General features: G+C 66.7%; 21 protein-coding genes and 4 pseudogenes. 13 read left to right on the top strand and 12 right to left on the bottom strand.

Features of this window, described 5'->3' with window-relative positions:
* A pseudogene (locus ROTAS13_RS28025) lies at positions 1-121 on the bottom strand (helix-turn-helix domain-containing protein); the annotation flags it as partial.
* Between the two features lie 330 nt (positions 122-451).
* On the opposite strand from ROTAS13_RS28025, the pseudogene ROTAS13_RS28555 reads away from it, so the two are divergent.
* A pseudogene (locus tag ROTAS13_RS28555) lies at positions 452-559 on the top strand (hypothetical protein); the annotation flags it as partial.
* 249 nt (positions 560-808) lie between these two features.
* On the opposite strand, the gene ROTAS13_RS27720 reads toward ROTAS13_RS28555, so the two are convergent.
* From ROTAS13_RS27720 to ROTAS13_RS05990, 8 genes are all read right to left on the bottom strand, one after another.
* The gene (locus tag ROTAS13_RS27720) at positions 809-982 is read right to left on the bottom strand and encodes a hypothetical protein (RefSeq protein WP_210753624.1); all 174 of its coding nucleotides are present in this window, start codon (positions 980-982) and stop codon (positions 809-811) included.
* Between the two features lie 90 nt (positions 983-1,072).
* Positions 1,073-1,432: a hypothetical protein gene (locus ROTAS13_RS06020; RefSeq protein ID WP_075821816.1), complete on the bottom strand. Its 360-nt coding sequence runs from the start codon at positions 1,430-1,432 to the stop codon at positions 1,073-1,075.
* 394 nt (positions 1,433-1,826) lie between these two features.
* The gene (locus ROTAS13_RS06015) at positions 1,827-3,587 is read right to left on the bottom strand and encodes a hypothetical protein (protein ID WP_075821815.1); all 1,761 of its coding nucleotides are present in this window, start codon (positions 3,585-3,587) and stop codon (positions 1,827-1,829) included.
* A gap of 32 nt (positions 3,588-3,619) precedes the next feature.
* On the bottom strand, positions 3,620-4,636 hold the full coding sequence (locus ROTAS13_RS06010) for a UDP-glucuronic acid decarboxylase family protein (protein WP_051005056.1): 1,017 nt from the start codon (positions 4,634-4,636) through the stop codon (positions 3,620-3,622).
* An 11-nt stretch (positions 4,637-4,647) separates the two neighbouring features.
* Positions 4,648-5,748, bottom strand: coding sequence for a glycosyltransferase (locus ROTAS13_RS06005; RefSeq protein WP_037249939.1), 1,101 nt, complete (start codon positions 5,746-5,748; stop codon positions 4,648-4,650).
* A gap of 5 nt (positions 5,749-5,753) precedes the next feature.
* Entirely contained in the window at positions 5,754-6,869 is a 1,116-nt protein-coding gene (locus ROTAS13_RS06000) for a glycosyltransferase (RefSeq protein ID WP_075821814.1), read from the bottom strand.
* Positions 6,866-7,495: a histidine phosphatase family protein gene (locus ROTAS13_RS05995; RefSeq protein WP_019461917.1), complete on the bottom strand. Its 630-nt coding sequence runs from the start codon at positions 7,493-7,495 to the stop codon at positions 6,866-6,868. The genes ROTAS13_RS06000 and ROTAS13_RS05995 overlap by 4 nt, the downstream gene beginning before the upstream one ends.
* The gene (locus tag ROTAS13_RS05990) at positions 7,492-8,562 is read right to left on the bottom strand and encodes an inositol-3-phosphate synthase (RefSeq protein ID WP_216348595.1); all 1,071 of its coding nucleotides are present in this window, start codon (positions 8,560-8,562) and stop codon (positions 7,492-7,494) included. The genes ROTAS13_RS05995 and ROTAS13_RS05990 overlap by 4 nt, the downstream gene beginning before the upstream one ends.
* Before the next feature lie 290 nt (positions 8,563-8,852).
* On the opposite strand from ROTAS13_RS05990, the gene ROTAS13_RS05985 reads away from it, so the two are divergent.
* The 8 genes from ROTAS13_RS05985 to ROTAS13_RS05950 all read left to right on the top strand — a co-directional run bounded on the left by ROTAS13_RS05985 (position 8,853) and on the right by ROTAS13_RS05950 (position 17,065).
* Positions 8,853-9,968: an NAD(P)-dependent oxidoreductase gene (locus ROTAS13_RS05985; protein ID WP_171979041.1), complete on the top strand. Its 1,116-nt coding sequence runs from the start codon at positions 8,853-8,855 to the stop codon at positions 9,966-9,968.
* Positions 9,965-11,062 carry an NAD-dependent epimerase/dehydratase family protein gene (locus ROTAS13_RS05980; RefSeq protein WP_083755420.1) on the top strand — a complete coding sequence of 366 codons (1,098 nt, stop codon included), beginning with the start codon at positions 9,965-9,967 and terminating at the stop codon, positions 11,060-11,062. The genes ROTAS13_RS05985 and ROTAS13_RS05980 overlap by 4 nt, the downstream gene beginning before the upstream one ends.
* A gap of 79 nt (positions 11,063-11,141) precedes the next feature.
* Positions 11,142-12,236: a glycosyltransferase family 4 protein gene (locus ROTAS13_RS05975; protein ID WP_075821811.1), complete on the top strand. Its 1,095-nt coding sequence runs from the start codon at positions 11,142-11,144 to the stop codon at positions 12,234-12,236.
* On the top strand, positions 12,233-13,360 hold the full coding sequence (locus ROTAS13_RS05970; RefSeq protein ID WP_075821810.1) for a glycosyltransferase: 1,128 nt from the start codon (positions 12,233-12,235) through the stop codon (positions 13,358-13,360). The genes ROTAS13_RS05975 and ROTAS13_RS05970 overlap by 4 nt, the downstream gene beginning before the upstream one ends.
* Complete coding sequence (locus ROTAS13_RS05965; RefSeq protein ID WP_075821809.1) at positions 13,357-14,127, top strand: TIGR04290 family methyltransferase; 771 nt, start codon at positions 13,357-13,359, stop codon at positions 14,125-14,127. The genes ROTAS13_RS05970 and ROTAS13_RS05965 overlap by 4 nt, the downstream gene beginning before the upstream one ends.
* Positions 14,124-15,071, top strand: a complete 948-nt coding sequence (locus ROTAS13_RS05960; RefSeq protein WP_058390612.1) for a hypothetical protein — start codon at positions 14,124-14,126, stop codon at positions 15,069-15,071. The genes ROTAS13_RS05965 and ROTAS13_RS05960 overlap by 4 nt, the downstream gene beginning before the upstream one ends.
* 12 nt (positions 15,072-15,083) lie before the next feature.
* The gene (locus ROTAS13_RS05955) at positions 15,084-16,064 is read left to right on the top strand and encodes a zinc-binding dehydrogenase (protein WP_216348594.1); all 981 of its coding nucleotides are present in this window, start codon (positions 15,084-15,086) and stop codon (positions 16,062-16,064) included.
* Positions 16,064-17,065 carry a Gfo/Idh/MocA family protein gene (locus ROTAS13_RS05950; protein ID WP_075821808.1) on the top strand — a complete coding sequence of 334 codons (1,002 nt, stop codon included), beginning with the start codon at positions 16,064-16,066 and terminating at the stop codon, positions 17,063-17,065. The genes ROTAS13_RS05955 and ROTAS13_RS05950 overlap by 1 nt, the downstream gene beginning before the upstream one ends.
* 331 nt (positions 17,066-17,396) lie before the next feature.
* On the opposite strand, the gene ROTAS13_RS26070 is transcribed toward ROTAS13_RS05950, so the two are convergent.
* Positions 17,397-17,606, bottom strand: a complete 210-nt coding sequence (locus ROTAS13_RS26070) for a hypothetical protein (RefSeq protein ID WP_139323272.1) — start codon at positions 17,604-17,606, stop codon at positions 17,397-17,399.
* 25 nt (positions 17,607-17,631) lie between these two features.
* On the opposite strand from ROTAS13_RS26070, the gene ROTAS13_RS05945 reads away from it, so the two are divergent.
* Entirely contained in the window at positions 17,632-18,537 is a 906-nt protein-coding gene (locus ROTAS13_RS05945; protein ID WP_252572416.1) for a YncE family protein, read from the top strand.
* A 225-nt stretch (positions 18,538-18,762) separates the two neighbouring features.
* Here ROTAS13_RS05945 and ROTAS13_RS05940 read toward each other — a convergent pair whose 3' ends face one another.
* On the bottom strand, positions 18,763-19,095 hold the full coding sequence (locus ROTAS13_RS05940) for a hypothetical protein (protein WP_193009541.1): 333 nt from the start codon (positions 19,093-19,095) through the stop codon (positions 18,763-18,765).
* Positions 19,096-19,186: 91 nt separating this feature from the next.
* Positions 19,187-19,450, bottom strand: a complete 264-nt coding sequence (locus ROTAS13_RS28015; RefSeq protein ID WP_026033623.1) for a hypothetical protein — start codon at positions 19,448-19,450, stop codon at positions 19,187-19,189.
* 6 nt (positions 19,451-19,456) lie between these two features.
* On the opposite strand from ROTAS13_RS28015, the pseudogene ROTAS13_RS28010 reads away from it, so the two are divergent.
* The 3 genes and pseudogenes from ROTAS13_RS28010 to ROTAS13_RS05925 all read left to right on the top strand — a co-directional run.
* Positions 19,457-19,714 (top strand): annotated as a pseudogene (locus tag ROTAS13_RS28010) (transposase); the annotation flags it as partial.
* Positions 19,715-19,730: 16 nt separating this feature from the next.
* Positions 19,731-19,919 (top strand): annotated as a pseudogene (locus ROTAS13_RS05930) (IS3 family transposase); the annotation flags it as partial.
* Positions 19,920-19,953: 34 nt separating this feature from the next.
* Positions 19,954-20,331, top strand: a complete 378-nt coding sequence (locus ROTAS13_RS05925) for an ATP-binding protein (protein WP_139323271.1) — start codon at positions 19,954-19,956, stop codon at positions 20,329-20,331.
* Positions 20,332-20,351 lie beyond the last annotated feature (20 nt).

The following is a 20,351-nucleotide window of genomic DNA, read 5'->3' as shown; positions in this document are numbered from 1 at the left end:
ACCGCAGAACCTTCCGGACCACCTTTCGCGAAATCCCGAGCTCACGACAGATCGCCTTGATCGACTTGCCCTGCACCCGGTGCAGGCGCCGGATCTTTGCCACTGTCTCCACGACCAGCATCCCAGCACTGGCTCCCGATCATCCCGGAAACCACTGTGAACCCCGCCGTCAGTGGGGTCCCGTTTGGACGCCGATCACCCCTCCAACAGGGTTCCTATTCCATGCCGATCCACACACATCGGACGCGAGCATGACCCGGCCCACCTATTCAGGAATTACCAGGCGCTCCTTCGGGCTGCTCGGGCCCGGCATCGGTTTGGTTACGGGGTGCTCGGTCAGGCGGCGCAGGCCGAACCCTTGGACGACCGATACCGGCCGCAGGTCCACTACGCACCGCCCCGTGTTTTCATGAATGATCCGAACGGCCTCATCTAGGCCGGTGGCGAGTACCACCTTTTCTACCAGCACAATCCGTTCGAACCAAAGACTGGGCATGTCCACTGGGGTCACGCCGTCAGCTCTGACGGTCCGACGGTCATGTCCCATTGCGTGGTGTAGGGGCGATGGTTTCCGGTGGGCTGGGGTGCCGGATCAGGCAGGTACGACGGAGAGCCTGACATGGGCAATACCGCTGACGGCGCTGATGGCTTCCAGGGTCATGTACGGGATCGCTGGGTGGCCCGTTCGACGGACTGTTCCAGCAGGACGGCGCCGAGGCCGGGAACTGGGCGTGCGAGACCATCGAGCGGGCGCTCGACGCGTATCAGGGCAGCGTCTGACCATGCGGTTCCTGGTAGCGGCCCTCCTTCAGCGTCCGGAATAGGCCTGTTGGCAGACCGTCACCACCGTCTCGCGCAGCCAGCGATGCGCCGGATCGGCGTCCAGGCGGGGATGCCACATCGCCGAGATCAGGAACTCCGGCACCAGCGCCACCAGGTCCGAGTGGTGCGCGATCCGCATGGCACCCGGATAGCCGGGCACGGCGACGGTGATCCTCCGCCCGGGTGCCGCGCAGGCCGATCTCCAGGTCGATCAGCCCCTCGCGGAGTGGACCCGCCTCCTTGTCCGGCTTCACCGGTGCCAGCGGTGGGACCATCGATGTCCACGGCATAGGACGAGTTCGCCGCCATCGGTGACGGGGGCGACCGCGGGCAGCACGCCCGGGCTGTTGTCGAGGGCCAGTGTGTCCCGAACGGTGGTCGCGAGGGAAACCGTGCCCGTGCCGTTGAGCATGCTCCCTTCGAAGATGGTGAGACCGTCCGCGTCCACGGTCATCGGCCCATAAACGCCGACCGTGCCAGCAAAGAGGCGCATACCCCCTGCGACGCTACCCTTCTTCTCGACAACGATGTCTCCGCGCAGATCGACACGATACGGGCCTAGCCCCGACTCGTCGTCGCCCTCTGCTGCGGTCGGCACGGGATCGATCAAGCCGCAGACCCGGGTGTAGCGTTCCTTCTCAGCCCCTGCAGTGATTCAGGGACGCTTCCGACTACGCCGGCACCCGATGCCAGCCGATCAGTACCGCCATGCTCGTGCCGAGGTCTTTCAGGCATGGCAGCGGGCGACATGCGGCCGGTTCGCCTTGATCTGCCAGTCCTGGCAGCGGCCATCCATGAAACACCCTCAAAGGCATCCGTTCGAAATCCGGGGTGCGGCGGCGGTGATGACAAGGCCGACGAAGCATCGGATCGCTTCCCAGTGATAGTGGCCACCCGTGCCGATACGCCGACCAATGCGACGGCTATGGCTTGGGTCAACCTGGCCGAGCGCCTCCGCTTCCGATCCCAGCAAATCAGCGGAACCAGGGAACCAGAACACCGGGTCAGTTCATGAGCAACGTGGAAAGCTGGCGAGCATAGCCATCCACTTTTTCCCGCAATCGTGCGCCCTCCACAGCGTCCTGGTTGCTTTCCGCCGCGAGGGACCAGGCGCCCAGTTGAAAGGCCAGGTAGCAGGGGCGCAGGAACTCCATCAGGCGCGGCTCCACGCGGCACCCAGCTCGCTGCTGCACTTTTTGGCGGAGTTGTTCCTGTTCGTGGAAGGACAGGCCCAACTCGCTGCCGGCTCCGACGATGTCCCAGGCGATGTCCTGACACCCGATGAGATCATGCGCGGTGGCGTGGTCCACCGCGTCTGTCTTGAGCAACCTCCCTTCCGGCGTCAGAAGCCACTCCCAGGCGTGCAGCCGGTTGTCCGTGTACACGCGGCGGCAACTTACCTCCAGAACGTCCGTCAGCGGCTCCCAGACAGCCAGGCGTTTCGCGAACTGCTCGCCGAGAGTCTGCGCGGTATTGTGCCGCGCCATGCTGAGGAGCTCCGCGGCCGGAGCCCCCGCCTCCGGCCGCGCCGGCATGGATCGGGCGCGAAAGCCCAGATACCGCCCGAGCCAGTCCAGCAACGCCGCTTTCCCGGGGCTGCCTGCCGTGAGGGGACATGCGTCCTCGATCCAGCGCTCCACCAGGAAGCCGTGCAGAAGACCCGCAACCGGCGGCGTGAAGCCAGCCTCGTGCAGAGCTCTGGCCTGGGCGAGCCGCTCCTCGCCATGCTGCCCTAGTCCGGCGAATTTCAACAGCCAGGTGCTGTCGGCCGTGCGAAACAGGAACTTGCGGCGTTCCTGCCATGGATGCACGGCGGGCCAGGTGGCAGTGTCGGCTTGGCCCAGCGCGCGCCAGGCCCCACCCGAGATGTCCTGCATAGGAGCCACGGCCGGGCCTAGAAGGTCCGCTGCCCAGCCCTCCAGCCGTTGCGCGGTCCTGGCTGGGTCGAGCAGGAGCGCATCGAAACTGGCAGGACGACGCGTGACCTCCGCCCAGATTGCCCGGCTCCGTGGGCTGGCATAGGTTCCCGGCTCCCCCGCATGGCCCGGGAAAAATGTGATCCGGTCCCGCGACACGCCTTGTACCTCAAGGAAGGATGTCACTGCGCCGAAGCTGCTGCCCGACAGCCCAGGCCCTTCGTCCACCACCGCAAAATTCGTGACGGGTTCGGCCACGAGCGCGTCGGCCAGATCCCTCGCCACCGAAACTTCACGGTGGAAAGGATGTCCCATCGGCCGAAGCGTCCAGAGCCTGGAGGTTCCGAGTGCCGCGGCCACCATGGCTCCCAGTACGGTCCCGATGCTGCGGATCCCGATCACCTGCGTGGAAGCATCGCGGGGCATCGCCGCCGCGGCCTGCAGATAGGCCTCGGGATAAAGGGCGTAGTAGGCGAAGCCCTCCATCCGGCGCACCTGGATCTCGTCGGGCAGGCCAGCCTGCGCCAGGATCGTGAGTGCCGCACACGCCTCTGGCCCGGTCTCCGTGAAGCCGCCGTTCCACGATCGCTCGACGGCACCAGCCAGCCGCAGCAGCAGTGCCATAGACGCCGCGCTGGAAGGGTCCTCCATATCCAGCCGCCCATTCCGTTCGAAGGCCGCATCGGCAAGCCCCTGTGCCAGTTCCCCGGCCAGGATCAACGCGCCCACAAGGGCACTGTGGCGACCAAGGCCCGGCGGGAGAGCACGGAGCCGCTCGAGAAGCGCCGAGAGGTGCTCCAGTTCCACCTGCGGCTCGACACGGCGCACAGCGTCGCCATAGACCAGCATTCGTCGTCACGCGCCGTGCCGGGAGGGCGGCCTCAGCTGGCGGCTATGCTGTTGAACGGAACGGAATGTGCGGCGGAATGCCCGGTATTCTCGCTGAACCAGGCAATGGTCGATTTCAGCCCCTCCTCCAGCGGCACCTTCGGCGTCCAGCCAAGCAGTTCGCGGGCACGTCCGATATCGGGGCGGCGGCGGCGGGGATCGTCCACCGGCAATGGCTGATGCACCACAGGGGAGCGCGTGCCCGTCAGGGCCACAACCCGCGCCACGAGATCCGAAACCGTCAGCTCCACCGGGTTGCCCAGGTTCACCGCCCCCGGCGGCGGTGCGTCACAGGCCATCAGGCGCAGGAGACCTTCCACCAGATCGGCCACGTAGCAGAAGGAGCGTGTCTGCGTGCCGTCGCCGTAGAGCGTGATTTCCTCGCCCGTCAGAGCCTGGCAGATGACATTGGACACCACGCGCCCGTCATCGGCACGCATACGCGGCCCATAGGTGTTGAAGATCCGTGCCACGCGGACCTCCGCCCGGCGGTGACGGGCGAAGTCGAAAGCCAGTGTCTCCGCTGCGCGCTTGCCTTCGTCGTAGCAGGCGCGTGGCCCCGTCGGATTGACGTTGCCCCAGTAGTCCTCTCGTTGCGGATGGACCTCCGGATCGCCATAGATCTCGCTGGTCGAGGCCTGCAGGAACCGTGCCCCGGACGCTTCCGCGAGACGCAGCAAGTTGCGCGTGCCCAGGACATTGGTGAGCATCGTGTGCTCGGGGTCCGCCTGGTAGTGCGGTGGCGAGGCAGCACAGGCCAAATTGAAGACGCGCGTGAACTGGGCACGGCCATGCGTGATGCCGGATGGCAACGGCTCGGAGATATCCGCCTCCACGAAGTCGAAACGGGGGTCACGCTCCAGATGCCGGATATTCTCTCGCCGTCCTGTTCCCAGATTGTCGAGGCAAACAATCCGCGCTCCATCCGCCAGGAGCAGGTCGCAGAGATGCGAACCGAGAAAGCCAGCACCGCCAGCGACGAGGACAAGATCGGACCGGCTTTTCCGCATGATGTGCCCTCTCAGGAGTGGTGAATGGACAAAGCAGGTAACGCGGCAGCACGCCGGGCAATTGCAGTGCGCAGGTGCATTTCCAGCTCCCCCGCACGATGCGCAGCCGTATGTGCGCCGAGGACGCGCCGTCGCAGCGCCATCGCCATATCGCTGCGCCGTGCCTCGGACATCTGCTGCAATGCTTCCAGAACGGCGCCCGGCCCGTCAGCAAGGATGATCTCCTGCCCTGGCACGAACAGGTCGCCGAGGCCGTCCCAGATGTCGGAAATGATCGGGACCCCGCAAGCCCCGGCCTCGAAAAGGCGGACGCTGGGGCTGTGACCGGCCTGCACCATGTCGGCCCGGGTGACGTTCAGGGTGAAGCGGCTCCGGGCATAGAAGGCAGGGTGGTCGGCGGGAGGGACATGGTCGATCCGCTCAACATTGGCCGGCCAGTCAATGGACGAGGGGTATTGTGGCCCGGCCACGACGAAATGCAGGTCGGGCGCTTGCCGGGCGGGTTCCAGCAACAGGCACTCCAGCACCGGCTGGCGGTCCAGGCTGTAGGTGCCCAGGTAGCTGAGATCCCAGCGCGGCGGCAGGTCCTGCGGCGCATAAGCCGCAGGATCGGCGGAGCAGGCGAGTTGCCTCGCGGCGGGCGAGCCGTAGCGATGCTCCAGCAGGCCCAGGGTAGGACCGCCCGTGAAGCTCAGATACAGGTCGAAACCCGGGATCAGCGCCGGCGAGAGATATTCCTCGTCACCACGCTCCAGCTTCGCCAGCGTCACCGGCGTATCGATGTCGTAGAAAGCCGTGACGCCCCGCGCCACGGACTGCACCATGCGGCCGACTGCCACGCCCTCGGGCACGTAGGAGCCTAGGATGACCGCATCTGCCGTGGCCATCATGTCCTGCCAGCCGCGCAGTTCATCGAGATCCCGATACAGCGCCAGCCGGCAGAACTCCGGCTCCGCGAGGTCACGGTGCGGCGCGTACCAGGGTACGTCCCGTTCCAGGAACAGGACCTCGTGGCCACGCCCGGCGAAAGCCCGCAACAGCGCGCGGTAGGTCGTGGCATGGCCGTTGCCCCAGGACGAGGAAAGGCTCAGACCCAGCACGACGACGCGCATGGGGCTCACGCCAGCACGCCGCGGCATGACGCGGCGCCACGTTCCCTCTGGTGCTCCTGCGCTTGCCGCAGCAACCGGTCCACCTCCGCTCCACGGCGCGTGTAGGTGTGCCCTTCCAGGATACGGGCCCGTGCCGCCTCTCCGATCGCACGCGCCCGCTCTGGCGTCAGCGTCTGGAGATGTTGCGCCACCTCGGCACCGTCGCGCGCCACCAGGACCTCATCTCCCTCCTTGAGGAAGAGGTCGAGGCCGGTCCAGGCATCGGTGATCAGGCAGGCCCCTGCCCCCGCGGCCTCGAAGACCCGTGTGGCAGGCGAGTAGCCGGTGGATGCCATGCTGTCGCGCGCTATGTTCAGCACGGCCAGCGGCGAGGTGTTGAAGGCGTTGTGGTCGCGTGTATAAACATGGCCGATATGGCGGACATTGCCCGGCATCAGCTTGCTGTCCCAGCCATTGCCGCCGATCAGGAATCGCCGTTCCGGCAGGCGCGCCGCCGCATCAAGAAAGAACCGCTCCACCCGCGCCTCGCGATCAGGCAAGCGGTTGCCGAGAAACGAGAGATCTGCCGCAAAGCGTGGATCGACCGGCACAGGATGATGGGTTTCCGGGTCCAGCGCATTGTAGACTGGAATGCAGCGGCGTGCGCCGAGGCTTTCGTAAGCCTCGACCACCGGCGGGCCGCCGCCATAGGTCAGCACGAAGTCGAGGGACGGCAGCACCCGGCGCAGCGCATGTCCGGGTTCGTCACGGATCTCGGCCAACGTCGCCGGCGCATCCACGTCCCAGAAGATGCGGATTGCCTCGGGCCGGGCGGCGGCCATGACACCCTCCAGCAACGCATCGTCGAAGACACCGACACCGCTGGCCTTGACGACCACATCCGCGCGAGCCGCTTCCGCCACCACTGCACGCATGGCCTCGACGGTGGCAGGATAGACGCGCACGGCTGCCCAGTCCGGCGGTTCGATGTCACGATGCTTCTGCCGGTCGAAGGCATCGGGCTCGTAGAAGATGATCTCATAGCCCCGTGTGGCGAGATCGCGTAGCAGGCCCCGATAATAGGTGGCGGCACCATTCCAGTAGGAGGAGAGCAGGCTCGATCCGTAGAAGGCGATCCTCATGCGGCGCTGTTCTCCCCAGTACGGTGGTTCAGGTTCAGGAGCTTTCCTCCCCCCGCAGCACCTCCTGGCCAGAGCACGAGCGTGCTGCAGGAAGCCGGCGCGATCTCGAAACGCATGTGCTGATCCAGCGGCAGACCCAGGAAAGCCGCCAACACGGCCTTGATGACGTCGGCATGGCTGACAAGGGCGATCCGTGCTCCGGGATGGTTATCGCGCAGCCGGACCAACTCCGCGACCGCGCGGGCCTGTACCTGCATCATGCTCTCACCGCCGGGAATGCGCGCGGTGGCACGGGCCTCGTTCCATTCGGTCCAGCGCGGATCGGCTTCGAGGTCTCCGAAGCTCCGGCCGGTCCAGGCGCCGCAGTCGATCTCCATCAGCGCCTCGCTGATCTCCATGCCAATCCCAAGGCGCCGCGCGATGGCTTCTCCTGTCTGCCGGGCGCGCTCAAGCGGGCTGGCATAAAGCATGTCGGCCCCTTCTTGCGCCATCCAGCGGGCCAATGCCTCGGCCTGCGATCGTCCAGCCTCACCCAGCACCACGCCCGGCATGCGGCCGCAGAGCGTGTCGCCAACACGGTCATGTGCGGCATGGCGGATCAGGAAAACCGTGGTGGCACGCGTCATGCCCCGTTGAGACCTGCAATGAAACGCAGCGTCCGCTCGCGCGCCTCGCCATCATGGAACTGCTGTGGCGGTGACTTCATGAAATAGCTGGAAGGCCCCACCAACGCACCGCCCAGACCGCGGTCGAGCGCGAGCTTCGCGCAGCGTACGGCATCAATGACGATACCAGCCGAATTCGGCGAGTCCCAGACTTCCAGCTTCAGCTCGACGTTCAGCGGCATGCCGCCGAAGCCGGTGCCCTCCAATCGGATATGCGCCCATTTCCGGTCCGTCAGCCAGGGCACATGATCGCTTGGCCCGATATGCACATTCTCAGCCGCTAGCGGTACGTCGAGCTCGCTGGTGACGGCGCGCGTTTTTGAGAGCTTCTTGGATTCGAGCCGCTCGCGCTCCAGCATGTTCAGGAAGTCGGCGTTGCCTCCGAAATTGAGCTGGTAGGTACGGTCCAGCTGCACGCCTCTTTCACGGAACAGGTTGGCCAGCACGCGGTGCAGAATCGTGGCACCCACCTGGCTCTTGATGTCATCGCCGATGATGGGCAGGCCACGTGCCTGGAATCGCTTCTGCCATTCCGGGTCCGAGGCGATGAAGACGGGGATACAGTTCACGAAGGCGCAGCCCGCCTCCAGGGCACGTTCCGCATACCACTCCGTGGCACGCTGGGAACCGACGGGCAGGTAGGACACCACCACATCCGTCCCGCTCTCCCGCAGGATCCCCGCGACATCCTCGACCGGTTCCGCGCTCTCCTCGATCTCTCCGACCAGATAGCGGCCAATTCCATCCAGCGTCTCGCCACGCCTCACCTTGACGCCGGTGGGTTCAACCTCGGCGAAGCGGCTCGTGTTGTTGGGCGGCGCGAGGATCGCCTCGGCCACGTCACGCCCCACCTTGGCCGCATTGACGTCAAAGGCCGCCGAAACCACGACATCGCTCACATGATATCCACCGAGCTCGACATTCATCAGGCCCGGAACAGGCGTGTTCGCGGAGGCGTCGCGATAGAAGCTCAGTCCTTGGACGAAAGAGGAGGCGCAGTTCCCAACGCCGACGATGGCGACGCGCAATGTCCGTTTCGTCACGCGGGTAAGACCACGTCAGACGTCTTCCGGTTCATGGGCTTCTCCTGACCGTCCTGCATATCTCGGCCTAGTTGGCGGCAGGAACATAGCTATCGAGTCTATGATGGATCAATCCACGACCTTACCGGAGATTGCCCGGAAGGCAGAAGCGCAACGAAATGTGAAGCTGGTCCGCCCTATGACTGAAAGAACGACGTGCCAGACTGTGGCGACAGTTACTCCACGCCCCACCCAATGGTAGTGGTGCGGGGCAACGCATGATCGGAGATGGCGCTTTGGCAGAAACGGTCCTGATCACCGGCGGTGCAGGCTTTATCGGACGCTACGTCTCGCGGGAACTCCTCGGCAGGGGCCATCATGTCCGCGTCCTGGACAGCTTCATCGAGCAGGTGCATGGCGACCGCGGTGCAGACGGCCTGGATTCGGATGCGGAGATTCTCGTCGGCGACGTGCGTGATCCCGATGCCGTGCGGAATGCCATCAAGGGCGTGGACCGGATCGTGCACCTCGCGGCCGAGGTAGGCGTCGGGCAGAGCATGTACGCGGTGGATCGCTATGTGTCCGTGAACGATCAGGGCACCGCCGTGCTGTTCCAGCAGCTGATCGAGAATCCGGTGCGCCGCGTCGTCGTTGCATCCTCTATGAGCATCTATGGCGAAGGCCTGTACCGCGATGCGGAAGGTGGGCTCGTAGAGGATGCCGTGCGGCAGTCCAGAACCGGGGTGGACGCGCCATGGGACCCGCTCGACGCGCGGGGTCGTCCGCTGGTGCCAGTTCCCACGCCGGAATGGAAGCGTCCGAGCCTCGCCTCGGTCTATGCCATCACCAAGTTCGTGCAGGAGCGCCTTACCCTCACCCTTTCCCCGGCCTATGGGATGGAGGGCGTGGCACTGCGCCTCTGGAATGTCTATGGCGCCGGCCAGGCCCTTTCCAACCCCTATACGGGCGTGCTGGCAATTTTCGCCTCGCGGTTGCAGAACAGGCAGCCCCCGGTGATCTTCGAGGATGGGCAGCAGCGGCGCGACTTCGTGCATGTGGAAGATGTGGCGCGCGCCTTCGTGCTCGCGCTGGAACATCCGCGTGCCCCTGGCGAGGTTTTCAACATCGCCAGCGGCACGGACCGCACGGTGCAGGAGGTTGCGGCTGACTTGGCCGAAGCCATGGGCCGCCGGGAGGTGGCTCCGGAGATCACCGGCAAAACCCGCGCTGGCGATATCCGCCACAACATTCCCGACATCGCCCGGGCGCGGGAAGTGCTGGGCTACGAGGCACAGCACAAGGACTTCACGGCCGATCTGGCGGAACTGGCCGAATGGGTCGCGCGGCAGCAAGCGCAGGATCGCGTCAGCCAGGCACGCAACGAACTGGAGATGCGGGGACTGGTCGCGTGACTGGCCCGGACACTTTCCTGGCCGCGCCCGGCCTCGCCCTGCGTGAGCCTGTGCTGGTGACCGGCGGGGCAGGCTTCATCGGCTCCAACCTCGCTGACAGGCTCGCAACCGAGGGGCATGACATACTGATCTACGATGCCCTCTCGCGTCCCGGAGTGGAACGCAACCTGGAGTGGCTTAAGCGGCGCCACCCGTCGCGCATCTCCGTCGCCATCGCCGACGTGCGGGACGCGGGCAGCCTCTCCGCCGCCGCCGGACAGGCGAGCTCGGTCTTCCACTTCGCCGCGCAGGTCGCCGTCACCACAAGCCTGCAGGACCCATACAGCGACTTCGCCATCAATCTCCAGGGCACCTTCTCTCTGCTGGAGGCACTGCGCCAGCGCCCTGGTGTTCCCCTGCTCTTCGCGAGTACCAACAAGGTCTATGGCGACCTCGGCGATGTCGCTCTGGATCTCAGGGATGACGCCTACACGCCGAGCCTTGCCGCTCTCCGCGAGAGCGGGATCGGAGAGGATCGCCCGCTGGACTTCCACACGCCCTATGGCTGCTCCAAGGGTGCCGCAGACCAGTACGTGTTGGACTATGCGCGCTCCTTCGGCGTGCCTGCGGCGGTGCTGCGGATGAGCTGCATCTATGGACAGCGGCAGATGGGGACGGAGGACCAGGGCTGGGTCGCGCATTTCCTGATCCGTGCTCTGCGCGATCAACCGATCAGTATCTATGGCGACGGCTGCCAGGTGCGCGACGTGATGGACGTGTCGGATGCAGTGGCAGCCTACCTTGCCGCCTGGCAGCGGATCGGCGCGGTGAGCGGCCGCGCCTTCAATCTCGGGGGCGGTCCGGCGAATGCGATCAGCCTGCGCCAGCTGCTTGGCCACATCGCCACCCTGACCGGCCGTCCGGTTCAGGTCGCCTATGCGGACTGGCGTGCCGGAGACCAGCGCTACTATGTCTCGGACATGCGCCGCGCGGCGCGCGAGCTTGGCCTGAATGCTCCCCGTCCGTGGCGCGAGGGCATCGCGGCGTTGGCGGAGTGGCTGCAGCGGGCGCAAGACGAGCGTCTGACCGACGTCGCGGAACCCGCCCTCTCATGAGGCACCGCCTTCCATCGCTTTTCCCGATCGCTCCCCTCCGGACCAGCGCGTGAAATCTGCCGGCAAGAGGCATCTGCTGATGACGGCCGATGCGGTGGGCGGCGTCTGGACCTATGCCCTGGATCTCGCCGAGGGCCTCGCCGCGCGGGGCTGGCGGACGACCCTTGCCGTTCTCGGTCCCGCGCCGGGCATGTCACAGAGGCTTCAGGCACGCCAGGTTCCCGGTCTCGACCTCCACCTCACCAGCCTGCCGCTCGACTGGCTCGCTGAAGATCCCGGGGAACTGAAGCGTACCGCGGCCGCCGTGGCGCGCCTGTGTCGCGAGACCGGCGCGGAGGTGGCGCAACTGAACACGCCTAGCCTCGCGGCACTGGCGGCGTTCCCGGTGCCCGTGGTCTCTGTCTGCCACTCCTGCCTCGCCACTTGGTGGGCCACGATGCGCGACAGTCCCCTGCCGCCGGACTTCCTGTGGCGCACGACGTTGCTCCGCCAGGGCTATGCTGCCTCCTCGGCTCTGGTGGCACCGACACGGGCTTTCGCGGCCGCCACAGCCACCGTGCATGATCTGGCGGAACAGCCGACCGCCGTCTGGAACGGCCGGCGGCCCCTCGCCTGGACAGGCTCCACATCGCAGGTCGACTCGGTGCTTACGCTCGGCCGCCTCTGGGACGAGGGCAAGAACGTGGCGGTTCTGGACCGCGCAGCAGGGCGCCTTCGCTGGCCTGTGCAGGCGGCCGGCGCCACCGAGGGGCCGAATGGCGCCCATATCGCCCTGCGGCATATCCATTCGCTGGGCCGGCTGGATGAGACGGAAGTCACGGTGCTGCTGGCTCAGCGGCCGGTCTTCGCTTCCCTGGCCCGCTACGAACCCTTCGGCCTTGCAGTGCTGGAGGCCGCGCAGGCGGGTTGCGCCCTCGTCCTGTCCGACATTCCCACCTTTCGGGAGCTCTGGGATGGAGCCGCTGTCTTCGTGCCGCCCGATGACGAGGCCGCCGTAGCGCTGGCACTGGACCGGATGATGGCTGACCGGGCGGAGCGCGACCGCCTTGGCGATGCCGCCCGGGAACGCGCGCGTCGCTACAGCACGGCCGCGATGTCGAATGCCATGCTGGCCCTTTATGACTCCCTACCGCAACCGATCGGTCCCGTGACGATGGAAGCCACCGTTCCGTGAAATTCGTCTATTTCACCCACTCCCTCGCCTCCTGCTGGAACCATGGCAACGCGCATTTCCTGCGTGGCGTGCTGCGCGACCTGCTTCACCGCGGCCACGGGGTCGTGGCGCTGGAGCCCGCGGGCGCCTGGAGCCGTGAGAACCTTCTGCGCGACCATGGCGAAGCCGGTCTGGACGCCTTCCGCAGCCTCTATCCAGAGTTGCAGCCACGCATCTTCGCGACTCTCGACGAGACGGGATCCGCCTTGCAGGAAGCTGACGTGGTGATCGTGCACGAGTGGAACGATCCGTCCCTCGTCGCCGCGCTCGGGCGGATGCGGCGGCAGGGTGCGCGCTTCACACTGCTTTTCCACGATACGCACCACCGCGCCGTCAGCGATCCGGAAGCGATCCGGCAGTTCGATCTCGACGGCTACGACGCCGTGCTGGCCTTCGGCGCGACGCTGGCCGAAGTCTACCGGCGTTGGGGATGGGGCGACCGAGTCTTTGTGTGGCACGAGGCCGCCGACACGCGGCTCTTCCACCCGCCAGCGCCGGAGCAGGCCCGAGAAGGCCTTGTCTGGATCGGCAACTGGGGGGATGGAGAGCGCGGTGCCGAGCTGGAGGAGTTCCTGCTCCGTCCCGCCCGTGAGGCGCACCTGGGGCTGGATATCCACGGCGTGCGTTATCCAGCCGAGGCCCGAGCCATGTTGGAACACCATGGCGCCCGCTTCCGGGGCTGGCTGCCCAATGCCCGCGCGCCCGAGGTCTTCGCCCGGCACCTGGCCACGGTGCATGTCCCTCGCCGCTTCTATGTGGAGATGCTGCCGGGCATTCCCACCATTCGGGTCTTCGAGGCGCTGGCCTGCGGCATCCCGCTGGTCTCCGCCCCCTGGCAGGATTCCGAGGGCCTGTTCCGTCCTGGACAGGACTTCCTGGTGGCGCGCGATGGGACGGAGATGACGCGCCATCTCGCCGCGTTGTGCGACGATCCCGCCCTGCGCGCTACCCTCGCCGCCAGCGGACTGGAGACCATCCAGGCACGACACAGCTGCGCCCACCGCGTGGACGAGCTCCTGGCCATGCTCGCCTCGCTCGGCACCGCCGCGGCAGGCCCCCCCGCCATCGAGGAGACCGCATCATGAGCAGCACCAGCCGGCTTGCGCACGACGAGATCCGCCGGCGTGCCGAGGCGCTCGGCGAGTGGTTCCACAACATCGACCTGGATGGAGTGAAGACCGCGCCCAACCATTTCCTCCATGACTATCCTGCCAGCAAGTGGCGCCGCTTCGCCCATGTCGTGCCTGCCGATCTGCGCGGCCGGAGCGTTCTCGACATCGGCTGCAACGGAGGCTTCTACTCGATCGAGATGAAGCGACGCGGCGCCGACCGCGTGCTGGGCATCGATTCCGATGACCGCTACCTGGCCCAGGCCCGCTTCGCGGCGGAGGTGCTGGGACAGGAGATCGAGTTTCGCAACCTTTCTGTCTATGACGTGGCGCGGCTGGGCGAGCGCTTCGACGTCGTGATCTTCATGGGCGTGCTCTACCACCTGCGCCACCCGCTGTTGGCGCTGGACCTGATCCACGAGCACGTGGCGCACGATCTTCTGCTGTTTCAGTCGATGCAGCGCGGCGCCACCGAGGCCATGCCGCTGCAGCCGGACTACGACTTCGCCGAAACCGATGTCTTCGACGATGCTCGCTATCCGAAGCTCCATTTCGTGGAGCAGCGCTATTCCCACGATCCGACCAACTGGTGGGTGCCCAATGCAGCCTGTGCCGAGGCGATGCTGCGCTCTGCCGGCTTCGCCATCATCGGGCACCCGGAGCAGGAGGTCTATCTCTGCCGCCGCGCCGAGGCTCCCGAAGGGGCCGGCGCCATCTACCCCGCGAAGGAGCCGCAGGCGTGATCGAAGCCGCGATGATCTGGAACGAGCCCAACAACAAGTCCCACTGGGATCCGGAGCTCGACCCGGAATGGCGCCTCTTCGCCGAAACCGCGAGCGCCGCCGGCCGGGCGATCCATGTCGAGAACCCGAACCTCACCCGCGTGCTCGGCGGCATCTCACCGATCGATCCCGGCTTTGTGAACAGGATGCGCGATTACGGCGTGCTGGACCATGTGGACGCCGTGGCGGTGCACGGCTTCCCGCTCGACTGGAACCTCTGGCAGATCCATGAATGGCCAGCGAGGATCAACGAGATCCGCGCCGTCACCGACAAGCCGATCTGGGTGAGCGAGGTCGGCATCTCCACCTTCGGGGCCGAGGAGGTGCAGGTCTGGGGCCTGAATCGCACCGCGGAGCTGCTGATCGGCCAGGCACCCCGCATCCATTGGTACAGCCTCTATGACCTGCCGCGCGAGTGGGGAGCCACCACGCGCCATCGCGAGGCCGAGGGGTCCTCCTACTACCGGCATTTCTACATGGGCCTGCTGCGCGAGGACGGCTCCCCCAAGCCCGCGGCGGAACACTTCGCGAAGCACGCGCCGGCGATGGGCCTGTGCCAGTGGTTCCACTATCACGACCACCGGCTGGACGATGCCGTGGCCTGGATGAAGCGGCTCGGCGTCACCTATCTCCGCACCGGCCTCTCCTGGGCCGACAGCTTCCGCCCCAATGCGCTCGACTGGTTCGATCGTCAGATGGAAGCGCTGCGCGACTTCAACGTCACCGTTACCTTCTGCTTCACGCCGGAGCACCGCGGCATCGCCCCGCATCACACCAGCCCGCCGCAGGTGCCGCAGGAATTCGCCGAGTTCTGCGCCAGCATGGTCCGGCGCTACGCTCCGGGCACGGCTGCGGGCACCGGCGTCGCGGCTCCGGCACCCGGCCTTGTCACCTCGGCGCTCTGAGAGGAGAGGAGCTTGGCTGACACGCTGGCGCCGACCATGCGGGCGGTGGTTCTCGTCGCTCCCGGCCAGATCCGGCTGGAGGATGTTCCCCTGCCGCAGCCCGGCCCCGGGCAGGTGCGCCTGCGCCTGGAGGGTTGCGGCGTCTGCGCTTCCAACCTCACGCCCTGGGCGGGGCCGGACTGGATGCGCTTCCCCACTCCTCCAGGCGACCTGGGGCACGAAGCCTGGGGGTGGGTGGATGCGCTGGGCGAGGGCGTCGCCGGCCTAACGGTCGGGGACCGTGTCGCCGCCCTCACCTATCGCGGCTATGCCGAGTACGATCTGGCCGCGTCTGAGGCGGTCGTTCCGCTGCCGGCCTCCCTGGCCGGGAAGCCTTTCCCGGGCGAGCCGCTGGGCTGTGCCATGAACATCTTCCGCCGCAGCGCCATCGAAGCCGGGCAGACGGTGGCGATCGTCGGCATCGGCTTTCTCGGAGCCATCCTCACCCGCTTGGCCACTGAGGCGGGAGCGCGGGTCATCGCTATCTCCCGCCGCACCACCTCGCTCGACCTGGCGCGTGAGATGGGCGCCGCAGAGACCATCCCGATGGAGGACCACCATGCCATCATCGAGCGCGTGAAGACGCTGACGGATGGCCGGTTCTGCGAACGCGTGATCGAGGCGGTCGGCAAGCAGTGGCCGCTCGACCTCGCCGCCGAGCTGGTGCGCGAGCGTGGCCGCCTGATCGTCGCCGGCTATCACCAGGACGGGCCGAGGCAGGTCAACATGTGGCTATGGAACTGGCGCGGCATCGACGTGATCAACGCGCACGAGCGCGACCCGGCCATCTACGTGCAAGGCATCCGTGAGGCCGTGGACGCAGTCGCGGCAGGCCGCATCGATCCGGCCCGCCTGCTGACCCATCGCTACCCGCTGGAACGGTTGGACGAGGCGCTGAACGCCACCCGCGACCGCCCGGACGGCTTCATCAAGGCCGTGGTGGTTCCCCGGTGATGCGCCGCCCCCGCCTGGGCTTCCTCGGCACCGGCTGGGTCGGCCGCCACCGCATGGAAGCCATCCTCCAGGACAGCCACGCCGAGGCAGTGGCCATCTCCGATCCCTCCCCCAGCATGGCGGCGGAAGCTCAGCGCCTCGCTCCCGGAGCCGCATTGGTGCCGGATCTCGACGCCATGCTGGCGCTGAAGCCGGACGGCGTGGTGATCGCCACGCCGAGCGCCCTGCATGCGGAGCAGTCCATCCGCGCCCTGCGCGCCGGCGCGGCGGTCTTCTGCCAGAAACCCCTGGGCCGCGACGCCGCTGAGGCGCGTGCCGTGGTGGAGGCCGCCCGCGCGGCGGACCGGCTGCTGGGCGTGGACCTGTCCTACCGCTTCACCGAGGGCATGCGGCAGATCCGGACCTTGCTGCAGGCCGGTGCCCTGGGGCGGATCTATGCGGTGGATCTCGTCTTCCACAATGCCTATGGGCCGGACAAGCCATGGTTCTATGACCCGGCGCAGTCGGGCGGCGGCTGCGTCATGGATCTGGGGGTCCATCTGGTGGATCTCGCCCTTTGGGCCCTGGACTTCCCCGAGGTCGAGACGGTCTCTGGCCGGCTCTTCGCGGGCGGCGAGCCATTGCGCTCCGCGCCCGGCCGCCGACCGGACCGGGTAGAGGACTATGCCCTCGCCACCTTGACGCTTGACGGCGGCACGGCGGTCCAGCTCGCCTGCTCCTGGCGCCTCCAGGCTGGTTGCGACGCGGTGATCTCCGCCAGCTTCTATGGCACCGAGGGCGGTGCCGCGCTGCGCAACCTGGGCGGCTCCTTCTACGATTTCACGGCGGAGCGCTTCCGTGGCACCACGCGCGACGTGCTCTCTGTGCCACCCGATTTCTGGGGCGGGCGCGCGGCCATGGACTGGGCTCGTCGCCTGTCGGAAGGCGAGTGTTTCGATCCCGCCGCCGAGCACCTCGTCACGGTCTCAGCCACTCTGGACCGCATCTATGGCGCGGCATGATGCTCCCTCGTCGCACAGGTGCGATTTCCCGGAACCCTGAGACACGCTGAACGGCGTCATCGGTAGCCTGGATCTGCTGAAGACAGGTATCCCCAGGTGCAGGTCAGGGGGGCCAACCGCTATGTCAACGCGGCCCTGGAGGCTGGATCAGGGGAACGGCCTTGGCCTGTCCATGATCCACGGCTTTGTGCGGCAGAGCGGCAGGCTGGCGCGCAGCACGGGACGCCACTGCGCGGGAGCAGCCGGGCCACATCCCGGGGTTTCCGCTGCTCGGCCTTGCCCAACGCTACTGGCAGTCCAGGCTTGCCTTCAGTGTTATTGATAATGATAATCATAATCGTTTAACGGTAGTCGGCCTGAGGAGAGCAGGCGCGCCATTGGTTGCCGCTTTCCAGCCGTCTGCCTGGGCCACGGCATCCCAGGCCATCGTCGAAAAGGAGAAACACATGCTCAACCCCGTCTGCCTGCGCTCAGGAACGGCCACGATGTCCCGGCGCAGGACGTTGGGATTGCTGACGAGCGGGCTTGCCGTGGCCGCCATGCGCCCAGCATGGGCTGCGCCGAAGATGAAACAAGTCGAGGTGGCACCGGCCCTCTATGAGTTGGCCTTCAGCCCCTCTCGGAACGCGTTGTTCGTGCTTTCGGCGGGCGGCTTCGCCGAGGGCGCGCCAGCCAGCCGGCTCCTTCGCCTCGATCCGCAAAGCCTCGCCATCAGGTCAGAACTGACGCTGCCGCTGCGTGGCTTCGGCGTGGCTCTCGATGACATGGCCGGCCGGCTCTATGTTGGCCACGGCCTGGACGCCGCGGTCAGCGTGGTGGATATCGGCGAGAATCACGTTCTCGGGACGCTGCGCCTCGCCACCAAGGTGAAGGGCGAGGATGGCAAGGAGGAGTATCCCTACAAGCTGCGGGAGCTGCTCCTCGATCCCTCCGGGGAGCGGCTGTACCTGCCCGGGCTCGGCATGAAGGACAGCCAGGTCTATGTCGTTAGCACGAAGAACCTGACGGCGGAGAAGCCGATCACCGGCATCGGTCCTGGCGCGACCGGCATCGCCCTGGACGCGGCAAAGGACCGCCTTTTTGTCTCGACCCTGGCGGGCCAGCTCTGCACCATCGACCGGAAGACGCAGGAGCTGCACCACTCGGTGGAGGCCGGCGGTGCGGAGCAGCCGCTGAACCTCGCCTATGACTCCGCCAGCGGCGCCGTGCTGGCGGTGGACCAGGGCATGGAGAACCTGACCCGCTACAAGGAGAAGATGATCCCAGGCTTCGTGTCGAAGAATCCCGGCAACCGCGTCGTGGCGCTGGAGCCGGAGAGTGGAAAGCTGCTCTGGGAGACGCCGGTGGGACAGGGACCGGTGGCGCTGCGCCTCGATGCCGCGCGCAAGCGGCTCTTCGTCACCAACCGGAGCTCCGGCTCGGTGAGCGTGCTCGACACGGATCGCCACAGCGTCGCCGAGACCGTGCCGTGACCGCCGCATCCCAACAGCCTGGCGTTGGACGAGAAGACCGGCACGGCCTTCGTCTCGGTCAAGCTCCCCTTCGAAAAGATCAAGGAGAAAGAGAGCGTGGCGCGGATCACCCTCTGATCCGGAGCTCTGTTCCAACCGGACAGAGGCAGCGCCGGACGATCCATCCGGATCGTCCGGCGCTGCTGGTAAGGCAAAGGTCCGCAGAAGCGGTTCCAAGACAGCCCGTCAGGCGGCTGCACGAGCCATGGCTGCATGTAGAGCAGCCTGAGGCATTTGTGGCTGGTTCAGACGTACGATACGCCTCGCGACCTTCTCGGCCAGGGCGTCCTCATGCGTCACCATCAGCAGCGCCATACCGTGCTCGGTGACGGTTTCCTGCAGCAGCCCGATCACCTCCTGCTGGGTCACCGGGTCGAGACGCGAGATCGCCTCGTCGGCAAAGAGCAGAACGGGATCGAGCAACAGCGCCCGCAAGCGGAAGAACTCAACCCAAAGTACCAGTGAGAGACCCAGATACAGCGTTACCAGCCCGCCAGGCGCGACGGCGGCGAAGATCATGCGGGCAGCAATGCGGGCGCCGCCTGCACCGTGTCCGAGAGCGCCAGCAGCCCTCTTTCCAGGATGCCGCCGCGCAGGGCGGCGAGCAGGCCTAGCAGCGTGCCAGCGCTGGCGGCGCAGAGGGCGGTCGCCAGGGCGGAGCCAAGCGAGAGGCCGCCGCATGCGACAGACGCGCCAGCATGTCGCGGCCGAGATGGTCGGTGCCCAGGGGATGGTTCCCGCTGCCCAGTGGCCGCAGCACCGCGGAAAGGTCCTGCCGCAGCGGGTCCACCCCTCCGAGCGGCCCGAGCAACGCGAAGCTGGCGACGGCCAGCACCATGGCCCCGCCGACCCAACGGCGTGGCTGGTCGATCATGCGCGCCTCCCGGCATCCAGCGGCAAGACCACCCGCCATCGTCTCAACAGGGGCGGCAACCGACGAGCCAACGCTGCGCTGCATCGCGTGGCCGTTGTCCGGATGCGCTCCTATCCCGAAACGAAAGCCTATGTCCATCGTCGAACAGCCGAGGGCAAGTCTCTTCGGGAGATCCGACGCTGTCTGAAGCGGTACATCGCCCAGGAAATCTTCAATAGTCTCTGCAGGCCAACCGCTCAGTCCGCAGTCTCAAATGGCCCTTGACCAACATAGGAGCATCAACTCCATGGTCGAGACCGTCTTCAAGACCCTGAAGACGGAGAGGGCCTGGCGAACCATGTTCGAAACACGCCAGGATGCCGAGCAGGCCATCGGCCACTACATCGATGGTTTCTACAACCCTGTCCGGCGCCACTCCGCGCTCGACTTCACAAGCCCGGCCCAGTTCGAGAAGATGGCCGCCAACTGATCCAACACCTCTCCACTAAACCGAAGCAAAACCACTGGCCAGCCTCGGTTTCATCGACAAGCACGAGGTGGTCCACTTCATCGGCCAGTCCGGCACCGGCAAGTCTCACCTTGCCGTCGCCCTCGGCGTCGAGGCCGTCCGGGCCGGACGCAGCGTCTACTTCTGCCCGCTGGCCGACATCATCGACAGCCTTGCCCGCGCCGACCGTGAGGGACGCTTGCGCGAGCGCATCCGCTATCTCTGCCGCGCCCAACTGCTGATCATCGACGAGATCGGCTACGTGACATTGGGCGCTGCCGCCGGGATGGACTTCCCCCTGCGGGGTGGAGGGGTGAGATCAGAGCATCATGCGGCGATCGGCATGACGGCCTCCGCACTCATGGCTACCCGCGCCTCGGTGGGCGTACGGTAGCCGACGCCTGAGTTCAGGCG

The organism is Roseomonas sp. TAS13, from assembly GCF_001950415.1.
In the GTDB taxonomy this organism is placed as follows: Bacteria; Pseudomonadota; Alphaproteobacteria; order Acetobacterales; family Acetobacteraceae; genus Roseomonas; species Roseomonas mucosa.
The sequence above is the reverse complement of the archived record's forward strand: the minus strand, read 5'-3'. Positions and strand labels throughout refer to the sequence as shown.